Here is a 16,771-nt window from a genome sequence, read left to right on the forward strand (position 1 = left end):
AATCTTAGCAACAACATCTAATGGTTTTTGTATATTTGAGGATTTTTATGTTGGTAGATGCTAATCTTAACCCTCTTAACCTCTCTGTTTAGACTTTATTTGATCCAACTTTTTCAATACTTCCGCCACAGCCACCATGGCAAAACTTGAGGTCACCACAACAGCTGAGCCATAGCCACCGCAACGTAAACCTGCACTTGCACAAACATCAGCACTCGAAAATGGATTATCAATAGAATAAACACAGGTAATGCCAAATTTATCTTTCGGTTTTTTGCAAATGCCCATACCACGCAGTTGTGTACGCAACTTGGCTAACATCGGATCTTGTTCCGTTTTTGATAAATCAGCCACTCGAATTTTTAGTGGATCTAATTTACCCCCTGCACCACCCGATACAATCAAGGGAATTTTATTAAAACGACAATGTAACATTAACGCCAATTTGGCTTTGACATCATCAATACAATCTAAAATTAAATCAGGAGCATCTGCCAAAATTTCTTTGATATTTTCAGCACTGAGATAATCATCCACTAAATTGATTTTAATTCTCGGGTTAATCGAACGACAACGCTCTGCCATCACTTCAATTTTTTCTTGTCCCAATGTTGCAGTCATGGCAGGCAATTGGCGGTTAATGTTGGAGGCTGCAATCGAGTCCATGTCAACCAAGGTCAACTCACCAACACCTGTACGTGCCAAAGCTTCAACCGCCCACGAACCTACTCCCCCAATTCCAATTACCATGACATGGCTTTTTTCATAATATTGAAATGCATCTTCTCCATAAATTTTGGCAACACCAGCAAAACGGCGGTCATATTCATCATTTTGAAGTACATCAGTCATGGCAAAAATCTAAAATTGATAAAATCCTGTCCATTTTAACAAACTCCACTGCCAAATCGAAAATTTTCCATTTCCTCTTGCTTGAATCACTCGATTGAGCGCAGATTATTTTAAATCTATGAATAAAAAAAGCCCTACATTCTAGGTAGGGCTTGGAGAACTGAATTTTTTAAGCAGCAATCAGATGACGTAATACATAATGTAAAATACCACCTGCTTTAAAATATTCTACTTCATTCAAAGTATCAATACGGCACAACACTTTAAATTGCTCAATTGAACCATCTGTACGTTTTAACTCCACATCTAAAGTTTGATGGGGTTGTAATTCATCTGACAGCCCTCTAATCGACAACTGCTCGTGCCCTGTTAAGTTTAAACTTTGACGACTTTGATTATTCACAAACTGCAAAGGTAATACCCCCATTCCGACCAAGTTTGAACGGTGAATACGCTCAAAACTTTCTGCAATGACCGCTTTCACCCCAAGTAAATTGGTTCCTTTCGCTGCCCAATCTCGGGATGAACCTGTACCATATTCTTTCCCTGCAATAATCACCAATGGCGTTTGTGTGCTTTGATATTTCATAGCAGCATCATAGATTGCCAACTTCTCACCTGTCGGAATATAAAGCGTGTTGCCACCTTCTTCACCACCTAACATTTCATTTTTAATCCGAATATTGGCAAATGTGCCTCGCATCATTACTTCATGATTACCACGGCGTGAACCATAGGAGTTAAAGTCTTTTTGTGCCACGCCTTGAGCCTGTAAATATCTGCCCGCTGGGCTATCTGCTTTAATATTTCCTGCAGGTGAAATATGATCTGTCGTCACCGAATCACCCAGCACAGCTAAAATATTAGCACTCAGAATATTGGCTATCGGTTTTGCAGGCTGATCAATGCCTTCAAAAAATGGGGGATGACGAATATAAGTCGATTGTGCATTCCATTCATAGGTTTTGCTATTAGGAATTGAAATAGCTTGCCATTTTTCATCACCGTTAAATACCGCTGCATATTCTTTATGATACATCTCGGTATTTAATTTTTGTAAAACCGCATCAATTTCTGTTTGGCTCGGCCAAATATCTTTTAAATAGACATTATTCCCTTGTAAATCCACACCTAAAGGCTCTTGGGTAATGTCTTTGCGAATCGTCCCCATAAGCCCAAATGCAATCACCAAAGGGGGGGATGCTAACCAATTGGTTTTCACCAAAGGATGTACACGTCCCTCAAAGTTTCGGTTACCCGAAAGTACCGAAGCAACATTTAAGTCATAGCATTGAATTGCATCTTCAATCGGCTGAGGTAAAGGCCCAGAATTACCAATACAGGTGGTACATCCATAACCCACTAAGTTATAACCCAATTGATCTAAATACGGGGTTAAACCTGCCGCAGCCAAATAATCTGTCACCACTTTTGAACCTGGTGCCAGAGAGCTTTTTACCCACGGTTTACGATGCAGTCCCTTTTCAACTGCCTTTTTCGCCAAAAGCCCTGCTGCAAGCATGACACTTGGATTAGAGGTATTGGTACATGAAGTAATTGCTGAAATCACCACATCACCATCCACCAATGGATAACGCTTACCCTCAATCACACAGTGCGGCTCATCATTTTGTACCGCAGATTGTTTAGCATCAACAGCTGCACCTGCACCACCTTCATTGACCAAACGCTCTTTGTCTTCTTTGGCAGGTTTAAGATCAAGTGCCATCAACGCATCAAATACGTGTGGAATATCCGCCAAAAGTACTCGATCTTGTGGGCGTTTTGGCCCAGCAACACTCGCTTGTACTGTGCTCATATCTAAGCTTAATACATCCGTAAAAATCGGTTCATCACCTGCATTGCGCCATAAACCTTGCTCTTTACAATAGGCTTCCACCAAGGCAATTCGCTCGGCTTTACGCCCAGTCAGTCTTAAATAGTCTAAAGTAATTTCATCGACAGGGAAAAAACCACAGGTTGCACCATACTCAGGTGCCATATTGGCAATGGTGGCACGATCTGCCAAAGGTAAATCCGCTAAACCATCGCCATAAAATTCTACAAATTTTCCAACCACGCCTTTTTGACGCAACATTTGTGTAATGGTTAATACCAAATCTGTGGCAGTAATGCCTTCTTTTAATTTGCCTGTGAGCTTAAAGCCAATGACTTCGGGAATCAGCATGGAAATGGGCTGCCCTAACATTGCCGCTTCAGCTTCGATTCCTCCCACCCCCCAACCCAAAACACCTAAACCATTAATCATGGTGGTGTGCGAGTCTGTCCCGACCAAGGTATCTGGAAATGCAAAAGTATCGCCTTCACTTTCACCTAGCCATACCGCTTGTGCTAAATATTCTAAGTTGACCTGATGGCAAATCCCTGTTCCGGGTGGAACAACACTAAAATTATCAAATGCAGACTGTCCCCAACGTAAGAACTGATAGCGCTCGCCATTTCTTTGCATTTCAATATCGACATTTTCTTCAAAGGCTTGCGGCGTTGCAAAATGATCCACCACCACAGAATGGTCAATCACCAAATCGACAGGAGACAATGGATTAATTTTGTCAGGATCAACCCCTGCTTTGGCTACCGCGGCACGCATAGCAGCCAAATCAACCACCGCAGGCACACCTGTAAAGTCTTGCATCAAGACCCGTGCAGGTCGATATTGGATTTCTTGATCAGACTTCTGTGTTTTCTGCCAATTCACCAACGCTAAAATATGTTCGGTTTTGACTGTGACATCATCTTCAAATCTCAGTAGATTTTCTAACAATACCTTCAATGATTTAGGTAATTTTGAAAAGTCATCTAACTGTGCTTGGGCAGCATTTAAACTAAAAATTTTGTACTGTGCTGAACCAACCTGTAAATCTTTGAATGCTTTAAAACTGTTTTTCTGGCTATATTTACCCATGGGGTTACTCCTTTGGTAAAATACATTTTTATTGGATGGCAAGAAGTCGCTCTTGTTCTAATGTAAGCCAATTCAAATTTATAGATGTTATGAATTGGTTAAATTTCTAGCACTTTCACTTTTTTAAAATGGCAAATGTAATGCCTGTAACGTATTTTCCCAAAGCATTGCAGCAAGTTTTTCAGGTGCAATATTGAGTTGCTGAGCCAATCCTTCTAGCACATAAGGTAAATTGGCAGGGGTATTACGTGTACGGTGTTCATGCGAGGTTTGACAGCATAAAGGTGTCATATCAGGGCAATCGGTTTCTAAAACCAAATGTTCTGCCCCAACAGCCTGTACGACATTGATCAGCTTTTTGGCATTCGGGTTTGTAATCTGCCCTGTCACACCAATTTTAAAACCAAGTTGAATAAAGGCTTTGGCTTCTTCCACTCCACCACTAAATGCGTGTGCAATTCCACCGAGTTTAAAATGGTGTCGTTTTAACATCGCAAGAACATCCGCATGGGATTTACGGATATGTAACAGTATGGGTTTGTCAAATTGTTGTGCAAGTTCAATTTGGGCTGCAAAAAAATCTTTTTGCTTTTGCAACATAGCAGGTTGTTTATGTTGCTTTAAAAAAGTATCTAAACCAATTTCACCGATCGCTACACAGTCTTCATTTTTTAAAATATTTTCGAGTTCTAGCAAATGCTGTGGTTCATGCTGCTCGATATAAAAAGGATGTAAACCAGGTGCTAAATAACTTTGTGGTGCATGGTCTAATCGGTTTAGAAAATGTTGCGTTTGAATTAAGGCAGCAAAACGTTGCTGCTGAAAACCAATCAGCACTAAACGTTCTACACCCACAGCTTTGGCTTGATACGCTAAAGCCTCTCGATCTACATCGAAGTCTTCCACATCAAAATGTGTATGCGTATCAAACAAAGCCAATTTAGACATATATTTTGCTAGCGTATTCGCTGCCTATTTAAACATTTAGTTTTTAACCACGGTTGATGCAGGTTGATCTACCACCAATTCCACAGGTAAATACGGTTTTTTCAACACAGTTTTAAGTGCGTCATAAGGGATCTCTAAGCGGGGTAAACCCACCACATATGGACCAATTTCATATTCAGCATATTGTAAAATTAAACCTTGCTTACCCAGATAAAAATTATCCGACAGTTTAAATTTCCAGACTTGCTCATACTCTTGCAAATTATCCGCCAATTTATTATCCGCTACCCAAACTTTAAATGCCTCATAAGCCAATTTTTCTAATGCTTTCTTTTGGTTTGGCTCAACAATATCATCTAAACTGACTTGCTTTTGATGTTTTAAATCAAAGTTATAGTAAACCTGTGAAGCTGAACCATGTGCCCCTCCCAAATAGCTACTGGTATTTAATACAACTGTTGCTAAGGGCTCAGTCGAGTTCAAAATTTTTGGACTCACGCTGACACTGATTTTACTGCTCGCCCCTAAACTGGTCAGCTCTTTTTGTAATGCTGCAAAAGTCGTGACATAAGGTTTAAGCTGATCCGCCATGGTTTGTGCAGGTGTTTTTGCCGCATTGGCAGCGATCACACTACTACTGGCTTGCTGTTCATCTTGTTTTTGCTGCTGTTCACTCTTTTTCTTTTCTTCTTGAATACTTTTACTTTGATGCCCAACATCCAAGATTTGATCTAAGTTTTTTAAGATGGCTTGATCAATAATATTATCCACGACAAATTGATTGGTATGTAAGCGCTCAACTGTGAATTCAGAACAACTATTGCCATTACATTCAGGTAAATCCAATACCACTTTTTCGGCTTCACCTTGTAAAGTCAATGTCGTGTCGATGACCTCTGAACTGCTTTGTTGTTCTACAGGCGGTTTTTGTTGTTTTTGATCTGCTTTCGGCTGACAAGCAGATAAGGCAAGGCTTACCATCAAAATAGACAATACACATGTGTGTTTCCGATCTAACATCTCATAAAACCTTAAAACAAATAGAAATAAAAAAGGCATACTGCTAGCTTATGCCTCCTCCATCACACACTCAATATTTATTTGTATCCAAGCTTAAAACATATATTGAAACACGGGTGCTTGTAAAATTTCTTGGGTTTGTTGTTTAGAAAAATATATATCTAACTGTTGAGCGTCTTCCACAATTTCTCCTGCACGATAATGTAAACCCACCCCTTCGCCATCAAAGAACCAATCTGACTGCCCCCAATACAACTTTTTCGGGGCAGATTTTTGCACAAGACTGTCTTGTTTTTTTAACCATGCTTGGTATTTCTCTTGCACCCAAGCATTGAGTTTATTTTGTTGTTTCGATTGGATCACATCCAAAATACTTAAGCTTTTCTGTGTTTTACGATCTGCCACAAAAAAGTATTGTCGCGCTTTGACAGCAACTTCAGCTTGTTGTGTATCCACCGACAATTGCAATAAAACATACTGATTACGTTGTGATGCCATTCTCGTACTCAGATGTAGTTCATAGGCTTTATTTTTAGAAAACTCATCTTGCCACGCATCTGACTTTTTCACATAGGCATTCACAGCTTGCTGCAAAGTCATGCTTTGTTTTAACCCAATTTGGTCTTGAATCACCTTGGCCTGGTTATTGGCAATCCAAGTATTTAACCAAGGGTCTTGAGTTTTTAAAGTTTGTATGTCGATTTCTATACAATTTTTCTTTTCACAAAATGGTACAGCATAATCTGCTTTTGTTTCTTGAATATTTAGATAAGGTAAAACCTCAGCTTTTTCAACTACTTTTTCTTGTACAGTGGCATCTTTCGATTCTTCTTGTGGTGATGATTTTTTATTTGAATCACATGCTGACAAAAAGATCCCCATGCAAAGCATCAGCATGAAACGTTTATGAATGTACATTACGCCCTCTCATTTTGTCTCTTATATTTCAGTATTTTGAACCTATGACCAAATAAAACAGCTTCACCAGGAAGCTGTTTTTGATTCAAGACAATGATATATCACAATCTATAATTAATGTTCACGTGTCGCACGGAATTCGATGTCAGGATAACGCTCTTGCATCAACTGTAAATTTACGCGACTTGGTGCAAGATAGGTCAAATGACCACCACCATCTACAGAAAGCTGATCATGCGCTTTTTTCTTAAATTCATTGAATTTTTTCTCATCGCTACATGACACCCAACGCACAGTATTGATACTCACAGGCTCATAAATACAGTCCACTTTGTACTCTTCTTTCAAGCGATATGCCACCACTTCAAACTGCAGCACACCCACAGCACCTACGATTAAGTCATTACTGTTTTGCGGCATAAATACTTGTGTTGCACCTTCTTCTGAAAGTTCTTTCAGACCTTTTTGCAACTGTTTAGATTTCAAAGGATCTTTTAAGCGTACACGGCGGAACATTTCAGGGGCAAAGTGAGGAATACCTGTAAATTGTAATTTTTCACCTGAAGTGAAGGTATCACCAATTTGAATCGTACCATGGTTATGCAAACCAATGATATCGCCCGGCCAAGCTTCCTCTAAGTGTTGACGATCACCGGCCAAGAAAGTCAAAGCATCACTGATTCGTACATCTTTATCGATACGTACATGCTTCATTTTCAAGCCTTTTTCATAGCGACCTGAACAGATACGCATAAATGCAATACGGTCACGATGTTTCGGATCCATATTGGCTTGAATTTTAAAGACAAAGCCTGTAAAGCCTTCTTCAGTCGCATCAACAGTACGCACTTCCGTTGGATGTGCTTTAGGTGGCGGTGCGTAGTTACTAAATGCATCTAACACATGGTCTACACCAAAGTTACCCAAAGCCGTACCGAACAATACAGGCGTTTGACGACCTGCCAAAAACTCTTCACGATTCAACGGCTCATTTGCCATTTGTACGAGTTCTAAAGACTCTTCAAATGCAGCCCATGCGAGTTCACCGACTTTTTCACGAAGGTCTGCATGGTTATAGCCATCACGAACTTCAATTTCAGTAATGGTTGAACCAAACCCTGCTTTATAAACGTAAAATTTTTCTTCAATTAAATTAAATACACCCGCAAAATCACGTCCTGTACCTAAAGGCCAAGTCAGTGGTACACATTTAATTTTGAGGACATTTTCAATTTCATCAAGCAGCTCTAATGGCTCACGGATTTCACGGTCCATTTTGTTGACAAATGAAATGATCGGCGTGTCACGCATACGACACACTTCCATCAATTTGATGGTACGGTCTTCGACACCTTTTGCACCATCAATCACCATCAACGCAGAGTCCACTGCCGTCAAGGTACGGTAGGTATCTTCCGAAAAGTCTTCGTGCCCTGGGGTATCGAGCAAGTTAATCATTTTATCTTTAAATGGAAATTGCATCACAGATGTGGTGATCGAAATCCCACGTTCTTTTTCCATTTCCATCCAGTCCGATGTCGCAGCACGATCGGCTTTACGACTTTTTACCATCCCCGCAACCTGAATCGCTTGTCCCCATAACAACAGTTTTTCTGTCATTGTGGTTTTACCCGCATCGGGGTGGGAAATGATGGCAAAGGTTCGGCGTGCCGCAACTTCTTTTGCTAATTGATCTTTAAACATAGAATAAATCTTAAATTGACACACAAATTTGTACACAGCATCCTATGGCGTGTTTTGTGTGAGAGAAAATAAATTAAAAATTGGCGTAATTGTATATGAATACGCTGATATCTGCGAATAAATTAGACATGTTTTCAGCACGGATCATTTTTTATTTTTTGTTTGTGACTTGCGTTTTAGTCAAGATGAACTGTCTTATGAGCAGCGAGTTGGGCTGCGAAATATTTATTTTCCAAACATTGTATTGGCTTTGGTTTTCCAAATAAAAAACCCTGTAACTGCTGACAATTTAAGCGTTTTAAAATTGCAGCTTGCTGCTCGGTTTCTACACCTTCAGCAGTGACAATTAAACCCAGTCGTATTGCGAGATGAATGATACTTTCCAAAATAATTTCATCTTTTGAGCCTTCACATAAGTTACGAATAAATTCACGATCAATTTTCAATTCATCCACAGGTAAGTTCTTCAGATATAAAAAGCTAGAATGTCCTGTCCCAAAATCATCAATTGCCAATAAAATACCCAATGCTTTTAGCTGCTCAAAAGTTGCGATACTTTTTTCAATGTGATGCATAGCCGTCGATTCAGTAATTTCAACAATCAGCTCTTTGGCTTGGATCTGATACTTTTGCATTAAATTATCTAAAGTGGTAATTAAATGCTTATGCTCAAACTGCATTGCCGACAAATTCACTGCGATTGGACAAAATGGCATCCCACGTTGATGCCATGATTGCAACTGAATACAGGCTTGTTCTAATGCCCAATAGCCCATGCGAATAATTAAACCTGTTTGTTCAGCCACCTCAATAAATTTGTTCGGTGCCAGCAAACCTAAAGTTGGATGCTGCCAACGAATCAAAGCTTCAACACCACAAATTTTATAATCCGCTGTAAATTTAGGCTGATAATATAAAACAAACTGCTGCTCATCAACGGCACAATATAAATCATTCACCAGTTTAGATTGATGACGATGTTGAAAATAATCATCTGAATTTTGATGATAAATACAAAAAGTATTGCGCCCCTGCTCTTTGGCAAGCATTTTTGCCGTATCCGCATGAATCAATAAATCTTGTAAAGATTGCCCATGATCAGGATATAACACGATTCCTAAACTTGCTGAAATATTAATTTGCTTTTCATGAATTAAAAAACGCTGTTGAATTTTTTCTAAAATTTTTTCTGCAAGGACATCCAGTTTAAGTTCTTTAATTTGTGGAACAATCACTAAAAACTCATCACCACCTAAGCGTAATAAAGTTTGATTATCATGTAACACTGTTTGTAATCGCGTGGTCAAAGCCACCAATAAATCATCACCAACTTGATGACCAAAATTATCATTTACAGCCTTAAAAAAGTCTAAATCTAAGTAAATCAAAGCAAATTTTTGGTGAGTTACTTTATAATGCTGAAATAATTTTTGGATATGATCTTCTAAAAATAATCGATTCGGCAGCTTAGTTAAATTGTCCTGTAATGCTAAATCTTCAAGTTCTTTATTGGCTTGTAATAATTGTAAATTACGCTCTTCTAATCTGCGCTCTAACACCGCAACACTAAAAGCAGAAACCAAAATTAAACTGGTCACAAAAATGATGGTTAATAATAAAATCCCTTGCCCCCCATGAACATGATGTGTCGTATGTAATAAATTTCCAAGAGAATGAAAAGTTGTAGCCGCCATACCAGTATAATGCATGCCAACAATGCTAAAAGCGAGCATGACAGAAAGAGCGATTTTATAGAGTGTTTTGTGTTTAAAGGTATTTTTATATTTAAATGCCAACCAAAAAGATAAACCAGCTCCACTAATCGCAATCAAAACAGAAAATACAACCAATAAAATATTATAGTGAATTTCCTGATTTGGAATTTGTAGGCCCATCATTCCTACATAATGCATACCCGAGATCCCTAAACCCATCAGCAATGCACCTAAGACTAAACGGACTATGGGTAACGTTTCACGCGTCATTAACCAAATTGCAAAAGTTGAAGCAAGTGCTGCAATTACATAAGAAATGATGGTTAATGACAGATCAAACGTATAACCTTCTGGTAAATCACCCGCCCATAACCCCAAAAAATGCATCGCCCAGATTGCAAAACCAAAAACCATACCGCTCAGACAAAGGATCATTTTTTGTATACGGGGCGTCCTTGAAACAAATATGAGTTGTTCTAATGATATAGCAACATAACAGATAAATACTGCAACACATGCAGACCCCATTACGAGACTACTGTCATAACCCATATCATTCATAAAAATTATCTTCCAATAGAGAACCTATTATTTTTATAAAACCCCAATTTTTTTACAACAGAAAACTGTATGAAGGTTCGCCTTTTAAAGAATGTAAAATATATGGTTAAAATAGCATTATCTTATTGAAGGTCAAGTTATTCTTAACTTTTTAGATAAGAAAAAAGCATATCGTAATATGCTTTTAATCTTGATTTAACAGAGTGTTTAGACAAATTTACTTCTGTAATTTTGCCAAGTCAATTAACACATTTGCCGCTTCAGTCACAAAAGTTTCTTCTTCAGGTAAAGCAGGTCGCTTATTTGCTTTCATTTTTGCACGAGATTCAGCAAGTGCATCCAAAGAAGCCTGATAACTCTCCCAATTTGGATAAGCTTTTAACCCTGTTTCAGCACGTCTTTTATTTTCAGCAGCTAAAGTTTTTAACTCAAGAGTATTAAGCTCTGCTTTACGCTTTTCAATATCTAAAACAATTTGCTTTTGATCTTTGGTTTGCTGCGCAATTGCAGTTCTTTGCGCTAAATACTGAAATTGAGGATCTAAAGATACACGTATTTTTGATTTTTCAGCTAATTGTGGCAAATACGGTTTAATAGAACCTTCACGCTTAAATGGCGCTGTTGGAATCGTATCCCATTTCAATGCATTCTTCGCTTTACGTTCTCCAAACTCTTCATCATAGATATCCACCAGTTTAATATCCGGAATCACACCTTTGTTTTGGGTACTTCCACCTGTGATTCGATAGAATTTACGTTGTGTTAAGGTGGCTTGACCATACGCCAAACTGTCTAATTGAACTTGGGCTGTGCCTTTGCCTGTAGTCGTACTGCCTAGTACCACACCACGATCATAATCTTGGATTGCAGCCGAATAAATCTCACTTGCCGAAGCAGATGCAAGATTGATCAGTACAGCTAGAGGCCCCGCATAAGTCTGAGCGCCTCCATCAGTATCTTCAAATACGTTCACTGTGCCATTGCCATCACGAATTTGCACCACAGGGCCTTCTTTTACCACTTGCCCAATCATTTTCGCAACTTCTTCTAAAGAACCACCCGGATTATTGCGTAGATCAATAATAATCCCTTCGACTTTTTGATTCGCTAAATCTTGCAATGCTTTGTTGGTGTCTTCTGCAACTGAACGGTATTCATTGCCTGCACGACGTGCACGATAGTTCAAATAGAACGATGGAATTTCCAACACACCAAACTTATGTTTAACCCCATCACGTGTTACTTCAACTGTACGAGAGCGCACCCCTGCATCTTCTTCTTGAATCACATCACGAGTCAATGTCACTGTACGGGCTTGGTTCATAGAAGCACCTGCACCTAACAGCTTAATACTGACTTTGGTACCACGCTTACCACGAATTAACCCAACAATTTCCGAACTTGGCCAACCGATGACATCAATCATTTTTTCGCCATCTTGTGCGACACCAATGATCCGATCACCTGATTTCACTTGTCCCGACTTACTTGCAGGCCCACCTTCTACAATAGTTTCAATCTTGGTATAATCTTCATTACTCCGTTCAGGACGAATTGAGACCCCAATCCCTTCAAGCTGCAACGTCGTTTGACGATTCAGCTCCATTGCATCAAGTGGTGGGAAATAATTACTATGTGGGTCATAAGTTAATGTCATTGAGTTTAAAATTTTCTCAAGCACATCATCACTTTTGACACGTCCCATACGTTCTAACTGACGCGTATAACGCTTCGTCAAAGTTTGAACAGGCGTTAAATCTTCAGAAGCAGTCAGATCCTGTCCATTTGCCAAAGAAGGGTCATCTTTCAGCGCTTTTTGTTTCGCTTGTTCTTCTTGTTTGGTAATGGTTAAGTTGATGAGCTGAGACACCAACATTTTATTCCAATACTTTTCTTGTTCAGCCTTGTGACTAAAAAATGGCGCTTTTTCTCGATCTGTTTCGATATAAGCATCAGGCTGATTCAGATTTTGCGGCTTTTTCAGCTCTGCCAACATATACGTATAAAATTCTTTTAGACGTGCTCGATATTGCGCATGAATTGCGTATGATCCTGTCAAATCCCCTGCTTTTAAAGCAGCACCCAAGGTTGCACCATATTGCTTTTTATACTGCTCAATTTCAGGGGCTAAGAATAAAGAATGATCAGGATCTAAACTATCTATATACATATCTAAAATACGTGCAGAGGTATTTGCATCCAAACGCATATTTAAATAATGCTGACGATCCACCAAAGTTGCCAACTGGCGTGTCACCAAAGCTTGTTCTTTTGTTGGTTGAATAGATTCTGAAACAGCAGTTGTTTCAGTTGCCGCCATAGCCATTGTAATAGCATGGTTGAAAAATAAACCACCCGTTGCGATAGCAACTGCACATGCGATTGTTTGAAGTTTCATAAATTGTGTGTACTTCCTTGGATTTACCAATTTCAGCGCTGTTTTTTGAAATGAATTCATGCAATTCAAAATCTTAAACAACTTTATCTGTTTATATCGTGTAGTTTTATCATAAACTGTACTGACAAAATGTAGCAAATCATTGCAAAATTCGGTTATTGTTTCTTTTTTAAATAAATACAATTCGGATTTCTTATGATCGGCGCATTGATGCTTGACATTGCAGGCACAGAACTTAATCAAGAAGATATTGAACTATTACGTGCTCCGCAAGTCGGTGGTGTGATTTTATTTTCAAGAAATATTCAATCTCCTGCTCAAGTACGTCAACTCACTGAGCATATGCGTCAAATTCGTCCTGATATTCTTATTGCTGTCGATCAAGAAGGTGGACGTGTACAACGCTTAAAACAAGGCTTTACGCTACTGCCGGCCATGGGTCATTTTGGTGAACTTTACTTAAACGCACCTGAAAAAGCACTTGACCTTGCAGAAAAATGTGGTTGGCTTATGGCAACCGAAGTTCTTGCTGTCGGGATTGATTTTAGCTTTGCACCTGTTTTAGATATCAATGCCATTAGTGATGTCATTGGTGATCGTGCTTTTGCAAACAATGTACAAGACATCGTGCCTTTAGCCAGTGCCTTTATGCGAGGGATGCAACGTGCGGGTATGGCAACAACAGGCAAGCATTTCCCTGGTCATGGCTCTGTTAAAGCGGACTCGCATGTTGCAGCAGCGATTGATCCACGTTCTTATGACGAAATTTACCAAAATGACATGCAAAGCTTTATTCAGCTACAACCGCAGCTTGATGCACTGATGCCTGCACATGTGATTTATGAAAATATTGACCCAAATCCAGCAGGTTTTTCACCCTATTGGCTACAAAAAGTTTTACGCCAAGAATTAAAATTTGACGGCGTACTGTTCTCAGATGACTTAAGTATGCAAGCAGCTTGTGTTGCAGGTGGTGCAGATGCACGTATTCAAGCAGCTTTAAATGCAGGTTGTGATATGGGCTTAGTCTGTAATAATCGTGAATCTGCCTGTATGGCTTTGGCTGGAATTGCAGATTTACCACTACCAAACCAAGAACGTCTTGAACGTATGCGTGGCAAAACTCCACAGCTCCAGATAGGTGAAGCACTTGATTTAGGTGAAGAATGGCAAACTGTCAAAAAAGTCATTGAAGAATTTAAAAATTCACTTTAAAACTAGAGGGGCATTCGATATGCCCTTTTTTGATTTTAAACAGTCAAAATAACAACAATAAAGTTAAGGATAACCATGACTCAACAACTTTCTAAACATCGGCATATTTCCTTTACCGCACACTATACAGGGTATATTTGGTATCAAATGGGAATTTCTCACCCATTACTTGCAACATCAAAAGGAAAGTCACTCGCTTTTATTGCCAATCCTATTGAAACATGGGCAGAAAAGTATGTGGGTGGCAGCATGCGTACGACCTTAAAAGAACGTCACACCATGCTAGATGACACTCTAAAACAATTAATTCATCAGTATCCTAATCTACAAGTGTTAGAAATTGCCACAGGACTATCACCACGCGGTTGGTGGTTTAGGGAGCACTTCCCACACATTGATTATCGGGAACTTGATTTGCCTGATATGGCAATGACTAAGCAAGCAGCATTAAAAAAAATCAATGCAGCCAGTCCTGACGTATTATCTGCAGACTTGTTTACCGAAGACTTTAAAAGTGCCTTTGCTGTCTTTGATCCACAGCGCCCTTTGGTGATCATCAGTGAAGGTCTGATAAATTATTTTGAAAAAAATTTATTACAACAACTCCTAAAATCTATTGTAGATTATGGGCAAGATTTTAAGACCTTACATTATCTGACCGATATTTATCCTGAACCTATCAAAAATAAACTCGCAAGTGTTATTTGGAATAGCAGTAAATTACTCAAAGTCATTTCGCGTAGTGCTTTTAGTTTCCACTTTCAAAAACCTCAAGAAATCCAAACGTTTTTTAAAATGGCAGGTTTTACACAGGTCGAAGTGCTACAACCACATGTTTATTTTCAACCACAACAAGCTAAACAAGTGAACCTAGAAGAACATTTAGGTGATTTAGTGTGGATGATTCACGCTGAAAAATAGTCAATTTTAGGTACAAAAAAAATCAGTCGAATATGACTGATTTTTTTACTCATTTTAAAAGATTAAACCGTTTCACATACTGTAGTCTCTAAATTTGCTCGTTCCGTTGCAATAAATTGCAATAGACGATCTGCATTTTCAAAGCTGCCATGTTTAAATAAAGCGCGTATGTGATTTTCACCCATTTCAAAAATCAAACATTCAATGGTGAACTCACCTTGTTCATCCTCTAAACTCAATGCCAAATCTCGAGTATGTTGTGCTGCAAATTCAACATCTTCTGCACTGAGTGTCATTGAAAGCCCAAAATAATTCACATCATTCACATGTACAGGAATTTCACGTGCCGAATGACGATGACGTAATTGGCGTGCAGGTTGTCGAATCTGAATACGGTCTTCGCCACGGCGTTCCATATTCTGCATGTCCTCACGGCTTAAATGAATAATGCCATCCAGACCCTGAATCGATTCACCTTTTAAATAGGTGGTAAATAAAGTCATAGTTTCTTTACGACGTTGCAACTGTGGCACATGATCGGCATTGGCAATCATGGCAAATTGCATGTCTGGGCATTGCAATGCAAAAGCTGCATTTTCGTGAGGTAAAGTAAAACTGTCATACTGCCCACAAGCAACTAATGTGTCGCACTGTGGCACGGGCACATTGGACAAGCGCAACAAACGATTGCAGTTAATTTCGTAACGTTCTTGTTCGGTGACTGAAAACTCAGCCATTTGTTTAAAGAAAAGACGCTTTGCGGTTGGAGACATACGTGTTTTGTCAAGCTTTGCATGATTGACCAAATACAAAATTACAGCCTGACCAAACTCATCCATACGTTGTTCTTTCATCAGCATTAATGATTCTTCAAGCAGCATACGCCAACTCTTACGCGTTTTTTGCATCACACCCATTAGAATCATTTTTTCAACCAATTCAGGACGTTGCTCTACAAAGAATGAGGCAATCACTGAACCTAAAGAAATCCCGACAACATCAACTTTTGGAATACCAATAATATCAAACCACTGTCCTAACATTTGAGATAAATCTGGAAGCTCCAAGGTGCCCGCAGACAAGCCTGTGTCGACATTGGTAATCTGTTGGTTTGCTCCCATAGAGGGGAGGTCAATTAAAATCACAGGTCCGCTTTCAAAAAACTGCTCAACGCAATATTTATATGAGTTAAAGTTTTGAAAAGCACCACCGATAATTACAATAGGCGTGTTATGGATTGTCTCTGGATCAGCAATCGCCATATATTCAATTTTCCAACCGTCAATCCACGTCGTACGTGCTGGTTGTTTGAAGCTATTTTTATTGTAAATATCGAAAAAACCAAAATTAGTAAAATTTTGATTTGATTCTGAGTCCATTTGGATAATGGAATTCATATCCTTCCTCCATCCTTGCTTTATTCTTTTAGTCTGCAAGATTATTATCGCTCGCGTTGTTTTATCAAATCGTGATACAGACCTACTTTTGTATCATTTCAATGTCCTTATAGTTTCATTCTATACAAATATGTGAATTCTCCGCAATTGCTGAAATGACCGCTCATCATATTTAAAAGGGAAAAGCATTGCAAAA

The 16,771-nt window shown here is 39.0% G+C and carries 11 protein-coding genes; 2 read left to right on the top strand and 9 right to left on the bottom strand.

All coding sequences use genetic code 11. The features are described from left to right. Positions 1–75 precede the first annotated feature (75 nt). The 8 genes from HX129_RS03085 to HX129_RS03120 all read right to left on the bottom strand — a co-directional run bounded on the left by HX129_RS03085 (position 76) and on the right by HX129_RS03120 (position 13,042). The gene (locus HX129_RS03085) at positions 76–852 is read right to left on the bottom strand and encodes a tRNA threonylcarbamoyladenosine dehydratase (protein WP_130072050.1); all 777 of its coding nucleotides are present in this window, start codon (positions 850–852) and stop codon (positions 76–78) included. Between the two features lie 169 nt (positions 853–1,021). Further along, positions 1,022–3,778, bottom strand: a complete 2,757-nt coding sequence (acnA, locus tag HX129_RS03090; protein ID WP_286433678.1) for an aconitate hydratase AcnA — start codon at positions 3,776–3,778, stop codon at positions 1,022–1,024. A gap of 123 nt (positions 3,779–3,901) precedes the next feature. Continuing rightward, positions 3,902–4,726, bottom strand: coding sequence for a TatD family hydrolase (locus HX129_RS03095; protein WP_286433677.1), 825 nt, complete (start codon positions 4,724–4,726; stop codon positions 3,902–3,904). A 36-nt stretch (positions 4,727–4,762) separates the two neighbouring features. After that, on the bottom strand, positions 4,763–5,746 hold the full coding sequence (locus HX129_RS03100; RefSeq protein WP_286433676.1) for an RsiV family protein: 984 nt from the start codon (positions 5,744–5,746) through the stop codon (positions 4,763–4,765). A gap of 93 nt (positions 5,747–5,839) precedes the next feature. Next, positions 5,840–6,664: a hypothetical protein gene (locus HX129_RS03105; protein ID WP_130072054.1), complete on the bottom strand. Its 825-nt coding sequence runs from the start codon at positions 6,662–6,664 to the stop codon at positions 5,840–5,842. A gap of 114 nt (positions 6,665–6,778) precedes the next feature. Further along, positions 6,779–8,368, bottom strand: a complete 1,590-nt coding sequence (locus HX129_RS03110; RefSeq protein WP_130072055.1) for a peptide chain release factor 3 — start codon at positions 8,366–8,368, stop codon at positions 6,779–6,781. A gap of 176 nt (positions 8,369–8,544) precedes the next feature. Next, on the bottom strand, positions 8,545–10,644 hold the full coding sequence (locus tag HX129_RS03115; protein ID WP_174493735.1) for a putative bifunctional diguanylate cyclase/phosphodiesterase: 2,100 nt from the start codon (positions 10,642–10,644) through the stop codon (positions 8,545–8,547). A 217-nt stretch (positions 10,645–10,861) separates the two neighbouring features. Continuing rightward, the gene (locus HX129_RS03120) at positions 10,862–13,042 is read right to left on the bottom strand and encodes a carboxy terminal-processing peptidase (RefSeq protein WP_286433675.1); all 2,181 of its coding nucleotides are present in this window, start codon (positions 13,040–13,042) and stop codon (positions 10,862–10,864) included. A gap of 195 nt (positions 13,043–13,237) precedes the next feature. Between HX129_RS03120 and nagZ the strand changes: the two genes are divergently transcribed. Beyond that, the gene (gene nagZ, locus HX129_RS03125; protein ID WP_286433674.1) at positions 13,238–14,257 is read left to right on the top strand and encodes a beta-N-acetylhexosaminidase; all 1,020 of its coding nucleotides are present in this window, start codon (positions 13,238–13,240) and stop codon (positions 14,255–14,257) included. 75 nt (positions 14,258–14,332) lie between these two features. Continuing rightward, entirely contained in the window at positions 14,333–15,178 is an 846-nt protein-coding gene (locus HX129_RS03130; RefSeq protein WP_286433673.1) for a class I SAM-dependent methyltransferase, read from the top strand. Between the two features lie 62 nt (positions 15,179–15,240). On the opposite strand, the gene HX129_RS03135 is transcribed toward HX129_RS03130, so the two are convergent. Then, positions 15,241–16,575, bottom strand: coding sequence for an alpha/beta fold hydrolase (locus HX129_RS03135; protein ID WP_286433672.1), 1,335 nt, complete (start codon positions 16,573–16,575; stop codon positions 15,241–15,243). Between the last annotated feature and the right edge of the window lie 196 nt (positions 16,576–16,771).

The sequence above is a fragment of the Acinetobacter sp. 251-1 genome (assembly GCF_030329305.1).
Taxonomy (GTDB): domain Bacteria; phylum Pseudomonadota; class Gammaproteobacteria; order Pseudomonadales; family Moraxellaceae; genus Acinetobacter; species Acinetobacter piscicola_A.